The organism is Halobacillus andaensis, from assembly GCF_014636475.1.
GTDB classification, from domain to species: Bacteria; Bacillota; Bacilli; order Bacillales; family Halobacillaceae; genus Halobacillus_A; species Halobacillus_A andaensis.
Map to the genome: position 1 here is coordinate 206,835 of NZ_BMEL01000001.1, position 20,526 is coordinate 227,360.

Consider the following 20,526-nt stretch of genomic DNA (forward strand, 5'->3'; position numbering starts at 1 on the left):
ACAATAGTTTGTCAGATTTTGCTACTATTGTGACCAAAGAAGACAAAGAATATACTTGATTACGATTTTTGTTGATTAATTTTATCAAATACTTGTTTTAGAGCTTGCTCAAATTTTCCTGTGGTCTTCGGTTCAAAATAATTGGCTTTCTTAAGAGAGTCGGGTAAGTATTGCTGGTCCACCCATGAGTTTGGATAGTTTGGCGGATATTTATATTCTGTTCCGCGCCCTAACGATGCTGCCCCTTTATAGTGTGAATCTTTTAAATGGATGGGGACGTCTCCACTTTTACCTTTACGAATATCTGCTAAGGCAGCGTCTAATGCTTTATAAGCGCTATTAGATTTAGGGGAGAGGGCTAGTTCTGTTACAGCATTCGCTAGAGGGATTCTTGCTTCCGGGAATCCTAATCGCTCAGCTGCTTCTACTGCTGCTAGCGCTCGCGGTCCGGCTTGGGGATTGGCTAAACCAATGTCCTCATAAGCGATTACGACGAGTCGTCGTGCTATACTATCTAAGTCTCCAGCTTCTATGAGTCGTGCAAGATAGTGTAAAGAAGCATTCACGTCACTTCCACGGATCGACTTTTGAAACGCTGATAAAACATCATAATGAGCATCGCCGTCCTTATCATGAGAAAAGCTTTTTTTCTGCATACATTCCTCAGCTGCATTTAAATCGATCATGATCTTTCCTTCTTTGTTTTCTGGTGTTGAAAACGCAGCTAGCTCTAAGCCGTTTAAAGCAGCACGTAAATCTCCATTTGCACTTAATGCTAAGTGGTCAAGCGCCTCATTTGTTAACTGTATGGGTAAGTTGCCTAACCCTTCTTTATCGTCTTGAATGGCCTTGTAAATGGCTTCTTTTATATCTTCTTTTTCCAATTGATAGAGCTCAAACAAATGACATCGGCTTCGAATCGCCGGATTGATTGAATGATAGGGATTGCTCGTTGTGCACCCAATCATAGTTAATCGGTTGCTTTCTAAATGGGGGAGCAAGAAATCTTGCTTAGCTTTATCTAACCGGTGAACTTCATCTAGAATAAGGACCATTGCACCATGCATCTTTGCTTCTTCTACAACTATTTCCATATCTTTCTTCTTATCGGTAACTGCATTAAGTGTTTTATGGGGCAATTGTAAATGCTTAGCTAAAGCAGTAGCCATAGAGGTTTTGCCTGTTCCCGGCGGCCCGAATAAAATCATAGAAGCTAGTCTGTTTGCTTTAACCATTCGGTTTATTGTTTTTCCTTCAGATACTAAATGTTTTTGGCCTATGATTTCTTCGATAGATGATGGTCTCATTCGATAGGCTAAAGGTTGAACACTCATGAGGAATAGCTCCTTTACATAGATAATCACGTTAAGCGTATGTCTAAAGCTATTAAAATGCAAGGGACTTGCTATTCATGCTATAATAACGTTTGGTATAATGAGATAAGGAGAGGTCAGCTATGAAGAATGATCGGTCAAATCGCCCGAATGCGGGATTGCGCTGGTCTTTTTTTATTGTAGGTTTAGTGGTATTAGGATTCGGAATATCGTTAACCATGCAAGTAAGAGACTTTGGTATAGGACCGTGGGATGTATTTCACTATGGTTTATATAAACAATTTGGATTAACAGTTGGTACTTGGTCTGTCATTGCAGGGATCGTGATTGTAGTTTTTAGTTCAATCGCTTTAAAACAAATCCCTCAAATTGGTACTATTTTAAATATGGTATTAATCGGTGTTTTTATTGATTTTTTTAATTGGTTGTTACCAGAACCTGAATGGCTGGTGTCTAAAATTATAGTGTTTATTTTGGGGACAGCTATTATTGCTTTAGGTATTGGATTATACGTGGCTCCGGATATGGGGGCAGGTCCAAGAGACAGTTTAATGTTAGTTCTCACCGACTGGCTGAAGTGGAAGGTCTCAACCGTGCGTAATGGAATCGAAATTACCGTTGCGTTAGCAGGCTGGGTGTTAGGGGGACCTGTAGGAATAGGAACCGTTTTTATTGCGCTATTTCTGGGAACCTTTGTTGGTTACGCGCTTCCGTTATCAAAACAGTTATTGAACTTCTTAATAAGGAAAGGTGAAGGATATGAAAATCTCTACGAAGGGTCGTTACGGCCTAACCATAATGATCGAATTAGCTAGAAAGTATGGAGATGGTCCAATTTCATTAAAACAAATCGCTAGAGATAATGAGTTATCAGAACATTATTTAGAACAGCTGATAGCTCCCTTGCGTAATGCAAGCTTAGTGAAAAGTGTACGTGGTGCATATGGTGGATATATGCTTACAAAAGATCCCCATGAGATTACGGCCGGTGATGTTATTCGGGTACTTGAAGGTCCTATTACCCCGGTAGAAGGAATCGAGGATGAGGAACCCGCAAAACAAGCTTTATGGAAAAGAGTGAGGGATGCCGTGAAAGACGTGCTTGATACGACAACCTTAGAAGATCTAAAAGATCATGTAGATGACCAAACGCAAGATGCGTACATGTTTTATATTTAATTAGGAGGTGGAGATAATGGATTCTATTTATTTAGACCATGCAGCTACCACTCCTGTTCATCCAGAAGTAATTGATATCATGATGACCTCATTTAAAGAAACGTTTGGGAATCCCTCAAGTGTGCATTTGTATGGTAGGAAGTCAAGAAAACTTTTAGATGAGGCTAGAAGGACAGTGGCCAAAAGTATAAATGCGCATGAAAAAGAAATCATTTTCACAAGTGGAGGAACAGAAGCAGATAATCTAGCTGTTATTGGTTCTGCTATAGCGAATCAACACAAAGGAAAACATATCATCACTACGCCGATTGAACATCATGCGACATTACATGCTGTGGAATATTTAGCGGACCAAGGGTTTGAAGTTAGCTATTTACCTGTTTATGAGGACGGCCGTGTTAAATCGCAAGATCTTCACAACCTATTAAAAGAGGATACAATATTAGTTACAGTGATGATGGTAAACAATGAGACAGGTGTGATTCAGCCGATTCAAGAGCTGGCCGAAATTGTGAAGGACCATCAGACTTATTTTCACTCAGATATTGTTCAGGCCTATGGTTTATATGAGATAGATACTCAAATCCTACCGGTTGATCTATTGGCGGTGTCGAGCCATAAAATCAATGGGCCTAAAGGTACCGGTTTTCTTTATATGAGAGAAGGAACTGTCGTTCATGCCCAACAGCATGGAGGAGAACAAGAGCGTAAACGCAGGGCAGGGACAGAAAATGTCCCAAGTATAGCAGGATTTGAAAAAGCAGTTAAAATCATGGAAAACGAACGTTTGGAAAAAATAGAAATGTTCCAGCGCTATAGAGATATTTTTGTAGATACACTTGAGAGCGAGCAGGTGAAGTTTTCTATCAATGGTTCTGAAGAAATGAGTGCCCCATCGATCATTAATATTAGCTTTCCTGGGATGAATGTGGAAACGCTGCTTACGAATTTTGATCTATCTGGAATAGCCGCTTCAAGCGGCAGCGCCTGTACGGCTGGGTCAGTAGAGCCTTCCCATGTTTTATCAGAAATGTATGGAGCTGAAGATGAAAGAACAACGAATTCCATTAGGTTTAGCTTTGGTATAGCGAATAGTGAAGAACAATTAGTTGATGCTGGAAAGAGAATCAGTCAAATTATAAAAAGACTGAGTTAGGAAGGTGAAATAAAATGAAAGAACCTAAAGACACGCGTGTCGTAGTCGGAATGAGTGGAGGAGTTGACTCATCTGTTTCCGCTTTGCTGCTGAAGCAGCAAGGTTATGACGTTGTAGGTATATTTATGAAAAACTGGGATGACACGGATGAAAATGGGGTCTGTACAGCTACGGAAGATTATGAAGATGTCATTCGAGTGTGTAACCAGTTAGATATTCCTTATTACGCGGTGAATTTTGAGAAACAATATTGGGACAAAGTATTTACGTATTTCCTAGACGAATATAAGGCAGGACGTACACCGAACCCTGATGTAATGTGTAACAAAGAAATTAAGTTTAAAGCCTTTTTAGACCATGCTTTAGCTTTAGGAGCTGATTATTTAGCTACCGGACACTATGCTCAAGTCCGCAACGTTAACGGTACCTATGAAATGCTTCGCGGGGTTGATAACAACAAAGATCAAACTTACTTTTTAAATCAACTAACTCAAGACGTGCTGTCTAAAGTAATGTTTCCATTAGGTCATTTAGAGAAAAAAGAAGTTCGACGACTTGCAGAGGAACATGACTTAGCAACAGCTAAAAAGAAAGATTCCACCGGTATTTGTTTTATTGGAGAGCGTAATTTTAAAGAATTTCTAAGCGAATATATTCCAGCGCAGCCTGGCGAAATGCAGACTCTTGACGGTGAAGTTAAAGGCCAGCATGATGGCTTAATGTACTATACTTTAGGTCAGCGCCAAGGATTAGGCATCGGAGGAGCAGGAGAGCCATGGTTTGTTGTAGGGAAAAATGTGAAAGAGAACATTCTCTATGTAGGACAAGGGTATCATCATGAAGCTCTTTATTCTGATGGACTAATAGCAAGCGATGCGAGCTGGACGAAAGGAACAACTCCTGAAAATTCTTTTGAATGTACGGCTAAATTCCGTTATCGTCAAGATGACAGTCCAGTTACCGTGACACCAAACGAAGATGGGACCTATAACGTTCAGTTTCATGAACGCGAGCGCGCTGTTACACCCGGTCAAGCGGTTGTATTTTATGATGGAGATGTATGCCTTGGCGGTGCTACCATTGATCAAGTGGTGAAAGAAAATAAAGCGCTCGATTATGTAGGATAAAAATAGCCCAACAAAGCCATGTCCATCTTGTTATGGACATGGCTGTTTTAAGTAGGAGGAGACCAATGAATAAACTAGAAAAAGCAATTGAACATATGCAAAATCAAAAATTTGAAGAAGCGACAAAGCTGTTTACTGAATCGATCGAAGAAAATCCGAAAGAACCTGTTGGATATATTAATTTTGGGAATTTATTAATGCATTTAAATGAACTAGAACGAGCAGAACGTTTTTATAACAAGGCGATTGAATTAGATGATACTGCGGCGACGGCCTATTACGGATTAGGTACTGTGTATTATGAACAGGAAAATTATACAAAAGCACAAAACGAATTTTTACAAGCTATAGAAAAAGGACTGGATCAAGCGGATGCTTATTTTATGCTAGGCATGACGTTTGTTCATCAAGAGTATGTTAAATTAGCTCTTCCGTACTTATTACGAGCTGTAGAACTTGATCCGAATGATGTAGATATACAGTTTCAATACGGTCTTTGCTTAGCGCAAAATGGACAAATTGAAGGTGCTGAAGAAACAATGAAGACTGTGCTACAATTAGAAGAAAACCATAGTGATGCTTATTACAATTTAGGTGTAGTCGCCTTGCACAAAGAAGATGCTGCACTGGCTCTTGATTATTTTAATAAAGCGTTAGAGTGTAATGAAGAGCACATGCTGGCAGCTCATGGGAAAGCTCAAATCGAGCAAGCTTTAAATGGTGAATAACGAAAAAGGAGAAGCTTGAAAATGGAAGAACGAACGCTTTTTTCTGATACAAATGAAAATGAAACACCTTTTGTGAAGGGTGAATTGAACCGGATGATCTTCCATAATGAAGCGGAGCATTTCTCGATTGCTTCCATACATGTCATTGAAACAAACGAAGACTTCTCGGAAAAAAGCTTAGTAATCAAAGGCCATTTTCCTCCTTTAGAAGACGGTGAAACTTATTACTTCCAAGGCGAATTTCAAGAACATAAGAAATTCGGTAAGCAGTATCAAGTAGAATTCTATCAGCGTATTATGCCTGAAACAAAAGACGGTCTTATTGTTTATTTATCTAGTGACTTATTTCACGGTATAGGTAAGAAAACAGCTGAGCGTATTGTAGAAGAGCTGGGAGAGCAGGCGATTTCTAAAATTCTTCAAGAACCTGAAGTGCTAGATCGTATTCCTAAGCTGGCGAAAGAAAAGAAGCAGCAGCTTATCGATTCTCTTAAAGAGCATCAGGGATTTGAACATGTTATGATTCAGCTTAATAAATATGGGTTTGGCTTAAAGCTTTCTCAAAAAATATACCAGGCTTTTAAAGATCAAACCTTAGCTATTATTGAAGAAGACCCCTATCAACTTGTTTTTAACGTCGAAGGCTTTGGTTTTCATCGCGCAGATGAAATGGCTAAAATGCAAGAGTTACCTGAGGATCATCCGACTCGAATTCGTGCCGCTTGTCTATATATTTTGCAGCAAAGTTTATCCGCTGGTCATGTTTATTTACCGACGAAGGATTGCTTACTACAAGTGGATGCTCTTTTAAATGGTGGAAACAAACAAGGGATCACCCTTGATGAGTTATCAAAGCAAATCATAGAGTTAGCAGAAGAACGCTACGTGTTTATTGATGAGGATAGAGTCTATCTGCCTTCTCTCTATCATGCAGAAAACGGTTTTTGCCATCAGTTAGAACGAATTACTGAGAATGAGATGGAAGAAGAGTACACTCAGGCAGATTTACTGAAGATTATAGGGGATATAGAAGAACAGGAAACGATGAGCTACGGAGAAGATCAATTCCGTGCGATCGAAAAAGCGCTGCATTCTCAAGTGATGATATTAACAGGGGGACCTGGTACAGGAAAGACTACAGTAATAAAAGGAATCATTCAAGCTTATGCTAAGCTGAATGATATTTCTATTGACCCGGGGGATTATGAACAAGGCGAACCTTTTCCTTTTGTATTGGCTGCACCTACAGGACGAGCCGCAAAACGAATGACAGAATCAACTGGTCTTCCTTCCAGTACGATTCATCGCTTGTTAGGTTGGGATGGTCATCAGAGCTTTGATAAGAATCAAAATAATCATTTGGAAGGGAAAGTACTCATTATTGATGAATTCTCCATGGTCGATATTTGGTTAGCTAATCAATTGTTTAGAGCCATTCCCCAAGACATGCAAGTATTGATCGTTGGAGATGAAGATCAACTTCCTTCAGTTGGGCCCGGACAAGTATTAACGGATATTATTAAATCTGAATATGTTCCTTCTGTTCAATTAACTGAGGTATATCGTCAAAAAGAAGGATCAAGAATTATTCAGTTGGCTCATGAAATTAAAAATAATGAGTGCAAGGCATCTTCTCTTCGAAAAGATAAAGATTTCAACTTTATTTCTGCTGGAGAACAGCAGATAAAAAGTTTGGTGACAAGTATTGTACAAAAGGCGATTGATAAAGGGATCGAATTAAAAGAGGTCCAGGTACTTGCGCCAATGTATCGTACAGAAGTAGGAATTCATAAGCTCAATGAAGAAATTCAGAAAGCAGTGAATCCAAAAAGTAAACAAAAAAGAGATTTGACTTATAAAGAAATCACTTACCGAAAAGGTGATAAAGTGATCCAATTAGTCAACCAGCCAGAGGATCACGTTTTTAATGGGGACATAGGTGAAATTGTAGCTATTTTTCGAGCAGAAGAGAACGTAGACCAGGTCGAACAAGTGGTAGTGGAGTATGATGGAAAAGAAGTCGTTTATCCAAAAAAGGATTTAAATAACATCATGCACGCGTATTGTACATCTATTCATAAATCTCAAGGTAGTGAATTCTCAGTCGTTATTCTGCCTGTTGTTCGAGGGTTTAAGAGAATGCTAAGGAAAAATCTATTATATACGGCCATCACGAGGTCAAAGCATTCACTGATTATTTGCGGGGATGAACGAGCTTTCCTGGAAGGTGTGCAAACGACCGATACGAACTTAAGGTTTTCTGCGTTAGCTGAGAAGCTGCAGTCCGAAGCAGTTCCGCAGATTGTGGAAGACGAAGAAGAAGCGGAACTATCACCTTATGATTTTATGTAAGGTATAAAATTACATTTCTAGGGCAGACTAGCAGGAAAAAGGAGTCTGACCTATGAAATGTCCAAACTGTGATAGTAAAAACCTCGGGCGCATTGGAAATGATCATTACTACTGCTGGAATTGTTGTTTGGAGCTTTCCGTGGAAAAAGGCAAAATTAATATCAATCAAATAGAAGAAGATGGCAGTTTAAGTTCGTTGAATGATATTTTTTATCAATCTGGTTCATAATGAATAAACGAATAATTAAGTGGGGAATACGTTTATCCATCTTTTTCGCTGTTTTACTAATGCTGCTTTTTTTGGCATGGCTGTTTCCACATTATGATCACGTGGTTTTATTAATAGGAAGGATTTTTCTGCCTTTCATTATCGCCATAGTTTTAGCTATGCTGCTTCATCCTCTCGTACGATATTTAGAGGAGTTAGGTTTAAAGAGAACCATTTCTATTCTCCTTATTTTCCTAGCTTTTTTTCTGCTCGTTGGTTATGGAGTATATCGCGGGTACCCTCACTTGGTTCAACAAATAAAACTATTAAATGAACAACTTCCAAACTTAATAGAGGCTTACGAGAGCTGGACAAAAGAAATGTATGAACAAACGGAACGCTTTCCAGACGGCATCCATGATCGTTTAGAAGAGAGCTTTGCTAGGTTAGAATCTTGGATGAATACTAGATTAATGGCTATTATCACCGGTATGAGTGGTTTATTTAATGTAATTGTTCTTGTAGCCGTTATCCCTGTGATGACGTTTTACTTCTTAAAAGACCACCATTCCATAATGAACGCCATGCTCTGTCTTATTCCAAGAAAGTGGAAAAGGGAAGCCGTTCACTTAACTAAGAAACTCAATCAATCATTAGGCGGCTATATTAGAGGTCAATTATTAATTAGCTTGTTTGTGGGAGTTTTAGCGACGTTAGGCTTTTGGGCAGCGGGATTACCTTATCCTCTTGTATTAGGCGTCGTCGCCGGAATAACAAATATTATCCCTTATTTTGGCCCTCTTATTGGTGCTGTTCCAGCGCTTATTGTAGCGATTACTCTTTCCATTAAAACCTTAATAATTACAGTTGTTGCTATTGTCGTTATTCAGCTGATTGAAGGAAATTTGTTATCCCCCTATATTATGGGAAAAAGCATTCACACTCACCCCCTCCTCATTATCTTTGCCTTGTTAGCTGGGGGTGAGCTTGCAGGAATTACTGGAATGGTAGTGGCTGTACCTGTATTAACCTGCCTGAAAGTAATAATTGAAGAATTTTATCAGGCACGGATGAACGTTGACAGATAAGCGGAAATTATCTATAATGGCGCTAACCATTACTATATGAACGTTAATCAATACGCTGAAGGAAATAAGTAAACAAGAGGCGGATTAAAGAGAATTTTCTCCACAGGCTGAAAGAGAAATAATCTAGCTTTGTTGAAAGCTATTCCTGAGTGCGGTTAATCGCCGCCGGTTTTACGTACCGTTACTAACGTCTAAGGTGATAGACGCTGAATGTCTATAATCAGGGTGGTACCGCGGATTACAATCCCGTCCCTGCCAATGTGCAGGGACGGGATTTTTTTGTTCATATAAAGAAGGATCGACTAATGAAGGAGGCAATTAAGGTGAAATCATTAACTTCAGCAGACGTAAGACAAATGTTTTTAGATTTTTTTAAGGAAAAAGGACATAGTGTTGAACCGAGTGCATCACTCGTCCCACATGAAGACCCGTCCTTATTATGGATTAATAGCGGGGTTGCTACATTAAAGAAATACTTTGACGGCCGAGTTATCCCAGAGAATCCGAGGATTGTAAATGCGCAAAAATCGATCCGAACGAATGATATCGAAAACGTAGGCTTTACAGCTAGACACCATACATTCTTTGAAATGTTAGGAAACTTCTCTATTGGCGATTACTTTAAAGAAGAAGCAATTGAGTGGGGATGGGAATTTCTAACGAGTGACGATTGGATTGGATTTGATGCTGAAAAGCTCTCAGTAACAGTTCATCCAGAAGACGATGAAGCCTATGCCATTTGGAGAGACAAAATTGGCGTACCAGAACAACGCATTATTCGCTTAGAAGAGAACTTCTGGGATATAGGTGAAGGACCAAGTGGACCGAATACAGAAATCTTCTATGATCGTGGAGAGAAGTATGGGAATAACCCTCAAGATCCTGAACTTTATCCCGGAGGAGAGAATGAACGCTACCTTGAAATATGGAATTTAGTGTTCTCGCAGTTTAACCATAATCCAGATGATACGTACACGCCACTACCTAAGAAAAACATTGATACAGGAATGGGACTCGAACGTATGGTCTGTGTAATTCAAGATACACCTACTAATTTCGAAACCGACCTATTCTTACCTATTATTAAAGCTACTGAATCTATTTCAGGACGTACGTATGAGGAAGATTTCCAGCAAGATGCAGCGTTTAAAGTAATTGCCGACCATATGCGAACCGTAAGCTTTGCTGTTAGTGATGGAGCTCTCCCATCAAATGAAGGAAGAGGTTACGTATTACGCCGGCTGCTGCGCCGTGCCGTTCGCTTTGCTAAACAAATTGGGATTGATGAGCCGTTTATGTATAAGCTAGTACCTGAAGTAGCTGAAATCATGAATGACTTTTACCCAGAGATTAAAAAGAAACAAGATTTTATTCAAAGCGTGATTAAAACAGAAGAAGAGCGCTTCCATGAAACATTAAATGAAGGCCTGGCTATATTATCTACAATTATGAAAGAAGAAACGGAAAAAGGGAGCAATGTTTTTCCAGGGAAAGAAGTATTCCGATTATATGACACCTTCGGATTCCCTAAAGAGTTAACAGAAGAGTACGTCTCAGAAGCTGGATTTACGATTGATGAAGAGGGCTTTCAGGAAGAAATGAAGAAACAGCGTGAACGAGCAAGAAGTGCACGACAAAAGTCTGATAGTATGCAAGTTCAAGCAGGGGTCTTAGGCGATGTACAGGTGGCAAGTGAGTTCGTTGGCTATGACCGCTTGACGGCAGAAGGTCGAGTAGTCGAAATGATTCTTGACAATCAATTTAGCGATTCTGCAAGTGAGGGCGACACTGTTTATTTCTTCTTAGATTACACGCCTTTCTATGCAGAAAGTGGAGGTCAAATTGCAGATAAGGGTATTGTACAAAGCGAACAGGCTGTATTAGAAGTAACAAACGTCCAAACTGCACCGAACGGACAACATATGCATGAAGCGTATGTAAAAGAAGGAACGGTGCATAAAGGAGACGACGTTAAAGCTTCTGTGTATCGAGAAACGCGCTCTTATATTGTTAAAAACCATACGGCCACTCATTTGCTGCATCAAGCACTAAAGGATGTTCTAGGAGAGCATGTCAATCAAGCAGGGTCTTTAGTATCACCTGATCGTCTTCGTTTTGACTTCTCCCATTTTAGCTCTCTTAGTGAAGAAGAGTTAAACCAAATTGAAAAAATTGTAAACGAGAAAATTTGGGATTCGCTGCAGGTAGGTATTGAACATAGCAGTATTGAAGAAGCAAAAGAAAAAGGAGCAATGGCTCTTTTCGGAGAGAAATACGGATCACAAGTACGAGTAGTTCAAGTTGGAGATTATAGTTTAGAACTTTGTGGGGGTTGTCACGTTTCGAATACAGCTGAAATAGGAGTATTCAAGCTAGTAAGTGAAGCAGGTATCGGAGCTGGCACAAGAAGAATTGAAGCGGTGACCGGTAAAGGTGCATATGAGTATATGAGTCAAAAAGAATCGGTTCTGAAGGAAGCTGGTTCATTACTTAAAACTAGACCTGAACAAGTACCGGAAAGAGTTCAAGCACTTTATCAAGAAATGAAAGAACTTCAGCGCGAAAATGATTCCCTGTCTTCAAAACTTTCCAATATGGAAGCGTCATCGATTCTAAACGATGTAGAAGAAGTAAATGGAGTAAATGTACTTGCGAAACAAGTCGATGTAAAAGATATGAATTCATTACGAACAATGATGGATGACTTAAAGCAACAAGTCAATTCAGGAATTCTTTTGTTAGCTGCAACCAATGGTGAGAAAGTTCAACTTATCGCGGGGGTATCAAAAGACTTAATTGACAAAGGCTATCATGCAGGGAACCTAATTAAACAAGCTGCTTCGATTTGCGGAGGTGGTGGTGGAGGCCGTCCAGATATGGCACAAGCTGGAGGAAAAGATTCCTCTAAAATCACAGAAGCCCTAGAATACGCTAAAGAATATGTTAAGCAAAATGCCTAGTTTTTACAAAAGGTAGAAACTAAGTATATAATAGAACAAAGACTAATTCGGGCGAGGTGACAAATGATGAGTTCAATGGACAAAACGATGCGCTTTAATTTCTCAGAAGAACCATTTGACGAAGATGTAAGAACCTTGTTACTTTCTGTTCACAATTCACTGCAGGAAAAAGGTTACAATCCGATCAATCAAATCGTAGGATATTTGCTTTCCGGAGATCCGGCTTATATTCCACGTCATAACGATGCGAGGAACCTAATCCGTAAAATGGAAAGAGACGAACTAATCGAAGAGTTAGTTAAATTTTATTTAGAACATAATAAAGAGGATAGTTAATGAAGAAACTAGGACTGGACGTGGGGGAAAAAACGATTGGTCTTGCCATCTCTGATGCATTAGGCTGGACAGCCCAAGGGTTAACTACGCTAAAATGGGATGAGAACAATTATACGACAGCAAAAGAGCCTCTACGCAAGATTATCGATGAGAATGAAATTAGCGAAGCAGTCGTAGGGTTACCAAGAAACATGAACGGAACGATTGGCCCTAGAGGTGAGGCAAGTCAAAGGTTTGGAAAATGGCTTGAAAAGGAATTTAAGGTTAGTGTGCAATATTGGGACGAACGTCTCACCACTATGGCTGCAGAGCGAGTATTGCTGGATGCTGATGTAAGCAGGCAAAAGCGAAAGAAAGTCATTGATAAGATGGCTGCAGTCATCATATTGCAAAGTTATTTGGATGCAAAACAATAAAGGAGGCCACAGCATGGCATTAGAAAAAGAAGAGCGAATTATCATCCCGGATGAAAACGGAGAAGAACATTTATTTGAAGTTTTATTCACTTTTGACGTGGAACAAACAGAACAGTCTTATATTGCGGTCGTTCCGGCTGAACAAAAAGAAGGCGATGAAGTTGAAGTTTTCGCTTTTAGGTATGAAGAAAAAGGAAACGAAGAAGACGACTTAGCGCTTTACCAGATTGAATCAGATGAAGAGTGGGAAATGGTGGAAGAAATGTTGAACACTCTAACTGAAGAGGATCTAACGTAAAATATAAAAAAGACTTGCAGTGAAATTACTGCAAGTCTTTTTTAATCGAGATTTTTTATAGTGGAGACGCTCTCAATTACAACGAAAACGTGAAATATGTCTAAATTCATAGAAAAAAGCTCATAATTTGTAGTATAATGAACCGGGCGGAAGGAGGAGCTTGGGTGTCAGATTTTAAAAAAAGCTACAAAGAACGATTAAAGAACCGAAGCGAAGAAGCGAGTAAAGTTCGAAAAATAGTCGCTATCGTTTTGGCGGTATTAGCTGTTTTACTTATCATCGCTCTAATTTCAGGCTATTTATATATTAAGTCATCATTACAGCCTGTGGATCCTGACGATGAATCGCAAATCAACGTAGAAGTCCCTATTGGATCATCTACCTCTCAAATAGCGAGCATTTTGAAAGAAAATGATGTTATAAAAAACGAGTTGATCTTTAGGTTTTACACGAAGTTTAAGAATGAAACTGGTTTTCAAGCAGGCGACTACAGTTTTACAGCGTCAATGACATTAGATGAAATTATCGAGTCTTTAAAGACAGGGAAAATTGTAAAAGAACCAGCTGTAAGAGTTACCATTCCTGAAGGACGCAATTTAGAACAAATAGCTGAAATATATGCAGAGGAATTCGACTTTACAGAAGAAGAATTTTTAGAACAAGCAAATGATGAAGAGTACATTAATCAATTAATGGAAGATTATCCTACTTTATTGAGTGACGAAGTACTTAACGAGGATATACGTTACCCTCTCGAAGGATATTTATTTGCAACGACCTATGATTATTTTGTGGAAGATCCCACAATTGAACAAATTATTGAAGAAATGGTTTCAAGAACAGAAGCGACTGTACTTGAGAGAAGTGAAGAAATTGAAGAAAGCGATTTGACGATCCATGAGATATTAACGATGGCTTCCTTAGTAGAAAACGAAGCCCCTAATGAAGATAGTCGAAAAGATATTGCGGGAGTTTTCTATAATCGACTGGATGAGGATATGATGCTGCAAACGGATCCCACCGTCCTTTACGCACTTGGAGAACATAAAGACCGGGTATTGTTTGAAGATCTAGAAGTTGATTCACCTTACAATACTTATCAGAATAAGGGTCTTCCGGTGGGTCCAATCTCGAGTTTTAATGTAAACTCTCTAGAGGCAACATTTAACCCTTCAGATAACGAATATCTCTACTTCTTAGCAAATAGTGAAGGTGAGATCTTCTACGCTGAAGACTTTGAGGAGCACAAAGAACTTAGGGAAGAACACATTGATAATGATGAGGGAGAAACACCTTTACCTGACGATACACCTGAATAATTTTTAAGGAATGCGAACTAGATCTCGCATTCCTTCTTTTTTTTATGTTAAAATAATAGGGTTGTAATGCGATGTTGATGAGAGAAAGGAGACAGTGTTTGTGAAAAATGAAGCTTATTTACATTCTTTACTGCCCCCTGTTTCTAAAGAGATAAAAGAATTAGAAAATTACGCCAGACAACATAAAGTACCGATTATGGAGCCTCTTGGAATTGATTTTCTAATGCAGCTTATACGAATTCATAAACCAGATAGAATCCTTGAAATTGGTACAGCGATTGGATATTCTGCATTAAGAATGCTAGAAGCTTATCCGATCGCTGAGATTGTAACCATTGAACGGGATTTTGTCCGTTATGAAGAGGCTAAAAAGCATTTTAAATCTTTTGGCAAGGAAGATCGGATTCAATTGATTCATGGAGATGCTCTAGCTGTACAAGATGAAGTGGCTGAGTCTGGGTGGTTTGATCTAATATTTATAGATGCGGCAAAAGGTAAATATGAAGAATTTTTTAATTTATATGCTCCCCTTTTAAAAGACAACGGCATAATAGTGTCTGATAACGTGTTGTTTAAAGGTGCTGTAGCTAACTCTGAGCAAGCACCTGAGCGTCTGCAAAAGATAGCTTCTAAAGTACGTACCTTTAATCAATTACTAAAAGATAATAAGAACTATCATACGTCTATTGTTCCTATTGGTGATGGAGTAGCAATAACAGTAAAAGCATAAATACAGATATGGTGAAAGGAGAACCATAAACATGAAAGATAAACCTGTTGTAATTGGAGTAGCTGGGGGAACAGGATCAGGTAAAACAAGTGTAACCCGCTCAATTATACAAAGATTTACAGATAAGACGATTTTAATGTTGGAACAAGATTATTATTATAAAGATCAAAGTCATCTTCCTTTAGAGGAAAGGTTAAAAACAAATTATGACCATCCTCTGGCCTTTGATAATGATTTATTAATTGATCATTTAAAGCACCTTCTTAATGAGCAACCAGTAGAGAAGCCTGTATATGACTATAAGATCCATACACGTTCAAACGAAACGATAGTCGTGGAACCAAAAGAAGTAATTATTGTCGAAGGAATCCTTGTTCTAGAGGATGAACGCTTACGGGACCTTATGGATATTAAAGTATTCGTTGATACCGATGCCGACGTTAGAATTATTAGACGCATGATGAGGGATATTAATGAGCGAGGAAGGACATTAGATTCGGTTATTGATCAATATATAAATGTAGTGCGTCCTATGCACTTGCAATTTGTTGAGCCAACAAAACGTTATTCTGATATCATTATTCCTGAAGGTGGACAGAATCATGTAGCTATTGATTTAATGGCCACAAAGATTCAAACAGTGCTCCACGAAAAAGGTCAGAAGTTAAGCAAATAAAATAGTTGAAAAGTTTTAAAAAATCTGGCATAGTTTTTGATAGAAGTTCTAGATACCCTGACTCATGTATACATTATATTAATTCCAATCCACCGTCAGCGTGTAATTTTATTAGGTATAAGTGTACAAGCAGTTATGAACATAAGGGTACGACTACTCATCAAAGTCCAAATTGGAGTAACTAATTCAGAGGGCACAAACCCTGAATACAATCAATTAACATTGTCGGATAGAAGGAGCGTGTTGGTATGGCCCAAGAAAAAAGCTTTTACATGACAGAAGAAGGCAAAGTAAAATTAGAAGAAGAACTAGAATATTTGAAAAATGAAAAAAGAAAAGAAGTTGTAGAGCGTATTAAAATTGCACGTGGATTTGGAGATCTCTCCGAAAACTCAGAATACGATGCTGCCAAAGATGAACAAGCTTTTGTGGAATCTCGTATTCAATCTGTTGAGAATATGATTCGCAATGCTGTTATTATTGAGAGTGATAATGATAACCCTGATCGTGTTTCCATGGGTAAATCCGTTACATTTCAAGAACTTCCTGATGGAGATGAAGAAACCTACACCATTGTAGGTAGTGCAGAAGCGGATCCGTTTGAAGGGAAAATTTCAAACGATTCTCCAATGGCCCAAAGCCTGATAGGTCATGAAGTAGGAGATAAAGTGACAGTGGCTACTCCAGGTGGAGAAATTAACGTAAAAATTATTACAGTTACTGTACAGTAAGGACAGGGGGTGAGCCCCTGTCTTTTCTATTTGATTATAAATTAAACCGTCTAAGGTTGGATGTACGCTACGAATGAACTATAATGAATTTTATAGAGGAGGTTTAAGAAATGAAAAAAAATGATACGCCATCTTCAAGATCTGGCCGATTTGAAAAAAGAAATAAAACAAAAAAACTTACGCTTATATTAACTGCCGCTGCAGTAATATTGCTTATGGTATATATAGGTCTGTTTACTTTTACTGGAGGGAGCGGACCGCAGTCTGAAGATACGGCTACTCAATCAGCAAATGAAGAACAAAATGAAGAAGAAAGTTCTGAGGAGTCAGAACAAAATGAAGAAGATGCCCAAGAATTAGAAGTGAAAGAAAAAGAAAAGGAAGAAAAAGAAGAAAAAGAAGAAAAGGAAGATAAGGAAAAAGAAGATAAAGAAAAGGAAGATGAAGAAGAAGAAAAATCAAACGACGACGAAGAATCTTCTGAGGAAGAAGATGACAGTCGTCAAGTAGAAGAAAGCTCTGAGGAGAACGTGGACCGCGTAATTACACAGGATTGGGAACCTGTGGGCACTGAACAAGATACGTCAGGAGAGCACACGCCTACCTTTCAACAAGGTTCTCAAGATTGGAATGAAATTATAGAGGCCGCAAGTGTAGCAACAGGTGTGGATTCTGCAAACATGATTGAGTGGCGAGTAGAGAATGCCGGCAACGGACGAGTCAATGCAGTCATTTCTGAAAAATCACAGGATCCTGTTTACCGAGTGTTAATTGAGTGGGTAGATGGCGAAGGTTATCGACCTGTTCAAGTTGAAGAATTAAATAATAACCCTTATAACTAGGGGGCTAGATGTGGAAGGGGAAGACGGTTAATGGCTATCGGAATAATTGGGGCAATGGATGAAGAAATCGAGTTACTGAAAAGTAAAATGAAAGTAAGAGAAGTACACCACGCAGCTGATAGTATCTTCATAGAAGGTGAACTGCATAATCACTCTGTTGTTTTATTAAAATCGGGAATTGGGAAAGTGAATGCTGCAATCGCAACGACTATATTACATGAAAGGTTTTCGATCGATCGTGTCATTAACACTGGTTCTGCAGGTGGATTCGCTAAAGATTTAGAAGTAGGGGATGTTGTGATCTCTTCTTTAGTCACGCATCATGATGTAGACGTGACGGCCTTTCAATATGAATATGGTCAAGTCCCTGGTCTGCCAGCTATGTATCCTGCTAGCGAGGAATTAATTGAGTTAGCGATGAAGGCAGTAAAAACAACAGATGCAAATGCTAAGAAAGGCATCATTGCAACAGGGGACTCGTTCATGCAAGAAGAGAGCCGAGTGAACTTTGTGCGTGGAAAATTTCCAGAAATGATTGCAGCTGAAATGGAAGCCGCAGCGATTGCTCAAGTTTGTTTTAAATATGAAACACCGTTTGTTGTGATTCGCGCGCTCTCTGATATAGCTGGGAAGGAATCATCCATTTCGTTTGATCAGTTCTTGCCTAAAGCAGCAAATAATGCAGCGACTATGATTCTAAGTATGCTAGATCAAATAGAGTAGTAGAAATTACCATCAAGTTTCACCTCCTTGTTATGTTACAATCAGTAACGTACAGGAGGTGGGTTGATGGATTCTAACAAGCAATTAGAAAAGAAGTTAGCAGACTATCGACGCTTTACGTTGACTCTCCTTATTCTAAGTGGATACATGTATATTGGAGTCATCATTAGCTTATATGAATACAAGACCGACGCTTATTATTATCTATTTGCAGTTATAGCTGTCTTATTGATGACTGCTTTCATTTTTATAAAAAAGATAAATCACTGGCAACAAAAGCTAAGAGAAGAATAACTAAAGCCACTGCAAAAATCGCAGTGGCTTTTATTTATTTGTATGAAATTTTACGACGAATTTCCATATTTGCTTTGTTTATAAAACTCATGAAAAATCTTCATAAGAGCTCTTTTTTCTATTCGAGATACATAACTTCTAGAAATACCTAGCTCTTTTGCTATTTCTCGCTGGGTTTTTTCGTCTTCATCATTTAAACCGTATCGAAAGACAATGACTTCTTTTTCTCTAGCATCAAGTACAGAAATATATTCTTTAATTTGCTCAATTTCCATATGAAGCTGAATTTCCTCTACAATATCAACGACATCTGCTTGCAAGATATCGAGCAGATTTAATTCATTGCCTTCTTTATCATGACCGATTGGATCTTGCAAAGAGATGTCCTTATTCATCTTTTTTGTGGAACGCAGATGCATCAGAATTTCATTTTCAATACATCTTGCTGCGTAAGTAGCCAATTTTGTCCCTTTCCCTGTAGAATAGCTCTCAATTCCTTTGATTAAGCCAATTGTACCAATAGAAATCAAATCCTCGAAATCTTCTTTCGTATTTTCAAACTTTTTTACGATATGAGCAACGAGTCTTAAATTATGTTCAATTAGCTTATCTCTTGCTTCTTTGCTCCCTTCCTTCATCAACTGCAGTTGTTTCGCTTCTTCTTCTTTAGAAAGAGGGTTTGGAAAAGCTTGATTTTTCACGTACGACACAAAAAATAAGGCTTCCTTAAAAAAATATAGAATTGAAGCTATTAAGCTGCTCAAACGCACACACCTCCTTGAATTTTGGGCATCTGCCTATCACAAGTGTATGTCGATTCAAGCATGACTGTGCCTGTACGCCTGTAAATAAAAAAGCAACCATCGAAATGGTTGCTTACTTACTTGTATCTTTTGATTGTTGATATACGTCTTTAAATTCATTATGGATACTCTTATCCCATAATTGAACCCCGCTGCGGTAAGCAGCTCTCCCGATCATATGACCGGATACAGGAGCCGTTAATAAGATAAAAAAGATTCCTAAGAGAAGCTTTCCGCTGACAACATCATGCTCTACATACATAAAGAGGAATGCACCAATGAGAATACCAGCGACTCCAAGTGTAGCGCTCTTAGTAGCCGCGTGAAGCCGTGTATAGACGTCCGGGAACCTTAATACTCCAAGTGAACCAGAAATAAGAAAGAAGGTGCCTAGAAGCAGGGAAATACAAATGAGTAAATCAAAGATGATACTAATCCATGTCCCGTTCAATAATAACACCCTTTTCTAAGAATTTTGCTAACGCAATCGTACCAATAAATAATAAAATCCCGATTAAAAGGATTACATCATTAAATTGAGTGGAGACAAGTAAAATGGCGATAACTCCGGCTAAAGCCATAATATTAACTCCGATTACATCCAGAGCGACTGCTCGATCTGCATTGGTAGGTCCTTTAATTGCTCTATAGAGCAAAATCATTACAGAGAGGGAGACACCTATAATGGCGATTGTCGCTGATATGTCGATCAATGTCTTTGTGAAGCTAATGGATCCTTCCATTATCGGGTCACCTCCATAATGGCTTTTTCAAATGTTTCTTTAATATCCTTGATGGACTGTTCAACGTCAGGAATGTCCATAGCATGAATATAAATTTTAGAATAATCCTCACTTACTTCAAGAGATAATGTGCCAGGTGTTAACGATATTAAGTTAGCAAGTAATGTAATTTCCCAGTTGCTCTTAAGATCAATGGGTAAAGCGAAAATACCTGGTTGTATATCTAATTTAGGCTTGTAAGCCAGCTTTACGATATCAATGTTGGATAGCAACAGTTCGCGAACAAATAACATAATGAGTTTTATAACACTGAACACTCTTTTAATATAGAAAGTATCAGGTATAAAACGCTGGAGGACAAACAGCATGAGAATACCGATAATATAGCCCACCAAGAATGAAGTGAAGTTATACGTCTCGCTTAAAAACATCCACATTACTGCAATAATAATATTGAGCAAAATTTGAAATGGCATGAATAGT

At 38.6% G+C, this 20,526-nt stretch carries 24 protein-coding genes and 1 other annotated feature; of the genes, 19 read left to right on the top strand and 5 right to left on the bottom strand.

Annotated elements, in window-relative coordinates; translation table 11 throughout:
* Positions 1-59: 59 nt before the first annotated feature.
* Positions 60-1,334 carry a replication-associated recombination protein A gene (locus IEV27_RS01035; protein ID WP_188375603.1) on the bottom strand — a complete coding sequence of 425 codons (1,275 nt, stop codon included), beginning with the start codon at positions 1,332-1,334 and terminating at the stop codon, positions 60-62.
* A 122-nt stretch (positions 1,335-1,456) separates the two neighbouring features.
* Between IEV27_RS01035 and IEV27_RS01040 the strand changes: the two genes are divergently transcribed.
* From IEV27_RS01040 to IEV27_RS01130, 19 genes are all read left to right on the top strand, one after another.
* On the top strand, positions 1,457-2,149 hold the full coding sequence (locus IEV27_RS01040; protein WP_188375604.1) for a YczE/YyaS/YitT family protein: 693 nt from the start codon (positions 1,457-1,459) through the stop codon (positions 2,147-2,149).
* A complete protein-coding gene (gene cymR / locus IEV27_RS01045) occupies positions 2,094-2,513 on the top strand; it encodes a cysteine metabolism transcriptional regulator CymR (protein ID WP_188375605.1) in 420 nt (139 codons plus the stop codon). The genes IEV27_RS01040 and cymR overlap by 56 nt, the downstream gene beginning before the upstream one ends.
* A 16-nt stretch (positions 2,514-2,529) precedes the next feature.
* Entirely contained in the window at positions 2,530-3,669 is a 1,140-nt protein-coding gene (locus IEV27_RS01050; protein ID WP_188375606.1) for a cysteine desulfurase family protein, read from the top strand.
* A gap of 14 nt (positions 3,670-3,683) precedes the next feature.
* The gene (gene mnmA / locus IEV27_RS01055; protein WP_188375607.1) at positions 3,684-4,796 is read left to right on the top strand and encodes a tRNA 2-thiouridine(34) synthase MnmA; all 1,113 of its coding nucleotides are present in this window, start codon (positions 3,684-3,686) and stop codon (positions 4,794-4,796) included.
* Positions 4,797-4,861: 65 nt separating this feature from the next.
* Positions 4,862-5,524, top strand: a complete 663-nt coding sequence (locus tag IEV27_RS01060) for a tetratricopeptide repeat protein (RefSeq protein WP_188375608.1) — start codon at positions 4,862-4,864, stop codon at positions 5,522-5,524.
* Positions 5,525-5,545: 21 nt separating this feature from the next.
* Positions 5,546-7,876, top strand: coding sequence for an SF1B family DNA helicase RecD2 (gene recD2 / locus IEV27_RS01065; protein ID WP_188375609.1), 2,331 nt, complete (start codon positions 5,546-5,548; stop codon positions 7,874-7,876).
* A 52-nt stretch (positions 7,877-7,928) separates the two neighbouring features.
* Complete coding sequence (locus IEV27_RS01070; protein WP_188375610.1) at positions 7,929-8,105, top strand: YrzR-like zinc ribbon domain; 177 nt, start codon at positions 7,929-7,931, stop codon at positions 8,103-8,105.
* Positions 8,105-9,172, top strand: a complete 1,068-nt coding sequence (locus IEV27_RS01075) for an AI-2E family transporter (RefSeq protein ID WP_188375611.1) — start codon at positions 8,105-8,107, stop codon at positions 9,170-9,172. Before IEV27_RS01070 ends, IEV27_RS01075 begins: the two co-directional genes overlap by 1 nt.
* A gap of 46 nt (positions 9,173-9,218) precedes the next feature.
* Positions 9,219-9,429 (top strand) — a binding site (T-box leader).
* 66 nt (positions 9,430-9,495) lie between these two features.
* Entirely contained in the window at positions 9,496-12,132 is a 2,637-nt protein-coding gene (gene alaS, locus IEV27_RS01080) for an alanine--tRNA ligase (RefSeq protein ID WP_188375612.1), read from the top strand.
* A gap of 66 nt (positions 12,133-12,198) precedes the next feature.
* Entirely contained in the window at positions 12,199-12,468 is a 270-nt protein-coding gene (locus IEV27_RS01085) for an IreB family regulatory phosphoprotein (protein WP_188375613.1), read from the top strand.
* Entirely contained in the window at positions 12,468-12,884 is a 417-nt protein-coding gene (ruvX, locus tag IEV27_RS01090) for a Holliday junction resolvase RuvX (RefSeq protein ID WP_188375614.1), read from the top strand. Before IEV27_RS01085 ends, ruvX begins: the two co-directional genes overlap by 1 nt.
* A 13-nt stretch (positions 12,885-12,897) precedes the next feature.
* On the top strand, positions 12,898-13,182 hold the full coding sequence (locus tag IEV27_RS01095; protein ID WP_101844373.1) for a DUF1292 domain-containing protein: 285 nt from the start codon (positions 12,898-12,900) through the stop codon (positions 13,180-13,182).
* Between the two features lie 164 nt (positions 13,183-13,346).
* Entirely contained in the window at positions 13,347-14,501 is a 1,155-nt protein-coding gene (gene mltG / locus IEV27_RS01100; protein ID WP_229734784.1) for an endolytic transglycosylase MltG, read from the top strand.
* Between the two features lie 100 nt (positions 14,502-14,601).
* On the top strand, positions 14,602-15,231 hold the full coding sequence (locus IEV27_RS01105; RefSeq protein WP_188375616.1) for an O-methyltransferase: 630 nt from the start codon (positions 14,602-14,604) through the stop codon (positions 15,229-15,231).
* 31 nt (positions 15,232-15,262) lie between these two features.
* Positions 15,263-15,907 carry a uridine kinase gene (gene udk / locus IEV27_RS01110; RefSeq protein ID WP_188375617.1) on the top strand — a complete coding sequence of 215 codons (645 nt, stop codon included), beginning with the start codon at positions 15,263-15,265 and terminating at the stop codon, positions 15,905-15,907.
* A gap of 248 nt (positions 15,908-16,155) precedes the next feature.
* Complete coding sequence (gene greA, locus IEV27_RS01115) at positions 16,156-16,638, top strand: transcription elongation factor GreA (protein ID WP_188375618.1); 483 nt, start codon at positions 16,156-16,158, stop codon at positions 16,636-16,638.
* A 110-nt stretch (positions 16,639-16,748) separates the two neighbouring features.
* Positions 16,749-17,480 carry a YrrS family protein gene (locus IEV27_RS01120; protein ID WP_188375619.1) on the top strand — a complete coding sequence of 244 codons (732 nt, stop codon included), beginning with the start codon at positions 16,749-16,751 and terminating at the stop codon, positions 17,478-17,480.
* Between the two features lie 30 nt (positions 17,481-17,510).
* Positions 17,511-18,203: a 5'-methylthioadenosine/S-adenosylhomocysteine nucleosidase gene (gene mtnN, locus IEV27_RS01125; RefSeq protein ID WP_188375620.1), complete on the top strand. Its 693-nt coding sequence runs from the start codon at positions 17,511-17,513 to the stop codon at positions 18,201-18,203.
* Positions 18,204-18,269: 66 nt separating this feature from the next.
* Positions 18,270-18,497 (top strand): YrhC family protein, encoded by a 228-nt coding sequence (locus tag IEV27_RS01130; protein WP_188375621.1) that lies wholly within the window; start codon positions 18,270-18,272, stop codon positions 18,495-18,497.
* 50 nt (positions 18,498-18,547) lie between these two features.
* On the opposite strand, the gene sigK is transcribed toward IEV27_RS01130, so the two are convergent.
* The 4 genes from sigK to IEV27_RS01150 form a co-directional block, all read right to left on the bottom strand.
* The gene (gene sigK / locus IEV27_RS01135) at positions 18,548-19,261 is read right to left on the bottom strand and encodes an RNA polymerase sporulation sigma factor SigK (protein WP_188375622.1); all 714 of its coding nucleotides are present in this window, start codon (positions 19,259-19,261) and stop codon (positions 18,548-18,550) included.
* Positions 19,262-19,373: 112 nt separating this feature from the next.
* On the bottom strand, positions 19,374-19,751 hold the full coding sequence (gene mnhG / locus IEV27_RS01140; RefSeq protein WP_188375623.1) for a monovalent cation/H(+) antiporter subunit G: 378 nt from the start codon (positions 19,749-19,751) through the stop codon (positions 19,374-19,376).
* Positions 19,732-20,043 carry a monovalent cation/H+ antiporter complex subunit F gene (locus IEV27_RS01145; RefSeq protein WP_188375624.1) on the bottom strand — a complete coding sequence of 104 codons (312 nt, stop codon included), beginning with the start codon at positions 20,041-20,043 and terminating at the stop codon, positions 19,732-19,734. Before IEV27_RS01145 ends, mnhG begins: the two co-directional genes overlap by 20 nt.
* A complete protein-coding gene (locus IEV27_RS01150; protein WP_188375625.1) occupies positions 20,043-20,519 on the bottom strand; it encodes a Na+/H+ antiporter subunit E in 477 nt (158 codons plus the stop codon). The genes IEV27_RS01145 and IEV27_RS01150 overlap by 1 nt, the downstream gene beginning before the upstream one ends.
* Positions 20,520-20,526 lie beyond the last annotated feature (7 nt).

What these genes read in the sequence shown, in the direction of transcription:
- IEV27_RS01035 (WP_188375603.1), bottom strand. Translation starts at nt 1,334, where the DNA reads ATGAGTGTTCAACCTTTAGCCTATCGAATGAGACCATCATCTATCGAA.
- IEV27_RS01040 (WP_188375604.1), top strand. Translation starts at nt 1,457, where the DNA reads ATGAAGAATGATCGGTCAAATCGCCCGAATGCGGGATTGCGCTGGTCT.
- cymR (WP_188375605.1), top strand. Translation starts at nt 2,094, where the DNA reads ATGAAAATCTCTACGAAGGGTCGTTACGGCCTAACCATAATGATCGAA.
- IEV27_RS01050 (WP_188375606.1), top strand. Translation starts at nt 2,530, where the DNA reads ATGGATTCTATTTATTTAGACCATGCAGCTACCACTCCTGTTCATCCA.
- mnmA (WP_188375607.1), top strand. Translation starts at nt 3,684, where the DNA reads ATGAAAGAACCTAAAGACACGCGTGTCGTAGTCGGAATGAGTGGAGGA.
- IEV27_RS01060 (WP_188375608.1), top strand. Translation starts at nt 4,862, where the DNA reads ATGAATAAACTAGAAAAAGCAATTGAACATATGCAAAATCAAAAATTT.
- recD2 (WP_188375609.1), top strand. Translation starts at nt 5,546, where the DNA reads ATGGAAGAACGAACGCTTTTTTCTGATACAAATGAAAATGAAACACCT.
- IEV27_RS01070 (WP_188375610.1), top strand. Translation starts at nt 7,929, where the DNA reads ATGAAATGTCCAAACTGTGATAGTAAAAACCTCGGGCGCATTGGAAAT.
- IEV27_RS01075 (WP_188375611.1), top strand. Translation starts at nt 8,105, where the DNA reads ATGAATAAACGAATAATTAAGTGGGGAATACGTTTATCCATCTTTTTC.
- IEV27_RS01085 (WP_188375613.1), top strand. Translation starts at nt 12,199, where the DNA reads ATGAGTTCAATGGACAAAACGATGCGCTTTAATTTCTCAGAAGAACCA.
- ruvX (WP_188375614.1), top strand. Translation starts at nt 12,468, where the DNA reads ATGAAGAAACTAGGACTGGACGTGGGGGAAAAAACGATTGGTCTTGCC.
- IEV27_RS01095 (WP_101844373.1), top strand. Translation starts at nt 12,898, where the DNA reads ATGGCATTAGAAAAAGAAGAGCGAATTATCATCCCGGATGAAAACGGA.
- udk (WP_188375617.1), top strand. Translation starts at nt 15,263, where the DNA reads ATGAAAGATAAACCTGTTGTAATTGGAGTAGCTGGGGGAACAGGATCA.
- greA (WP_188375618.1), top strand. Translation starts at nt 16,156, where the DNA reads ATGGCCCAAGAAAAAAGCTTTTACATGACAGAAGAAGGCAAAGTAAAA.
- IEV27_RS01120 (WP_188375619.1), top strand. Translation starts at nt 16,749, where the DNA reads ATGAAAAAAAATGATACGCCATCTTCAAGATCTGGCCGATTTGAAAAA.
- mtnN (WP_188375620.1), top strand. Translation starts at nt 17,511, where the DNA reads ATGGCTATCGGAATAATTGGGGCAATGGATGAAGAAATCGAGTTACTG.
- IEV27_RS01130 (WP_188375621.1), top strand. Translation starts at nt 18,270, where the DNA reads ATGGATTCTAACAAGCAATTAGAAAAGAAGTTAGCAGACTATCGACGC.
- IEV27_RS01145 (WP_188375624.1), bottom strand. Translation starts at nt 20,043, where the DNA reads ATGGAAGGATCCATTAGCTTCACAAAGACATTGATCGACATATCAGCG.
- IEV27_RS01150 (WP_188375625.1), bottom strand. Translation starts at nt 20,519, where the DNA reads ATGCCATTTCAAATTTTGCTCAATATTATTATTGCAGTAATGTGGATG.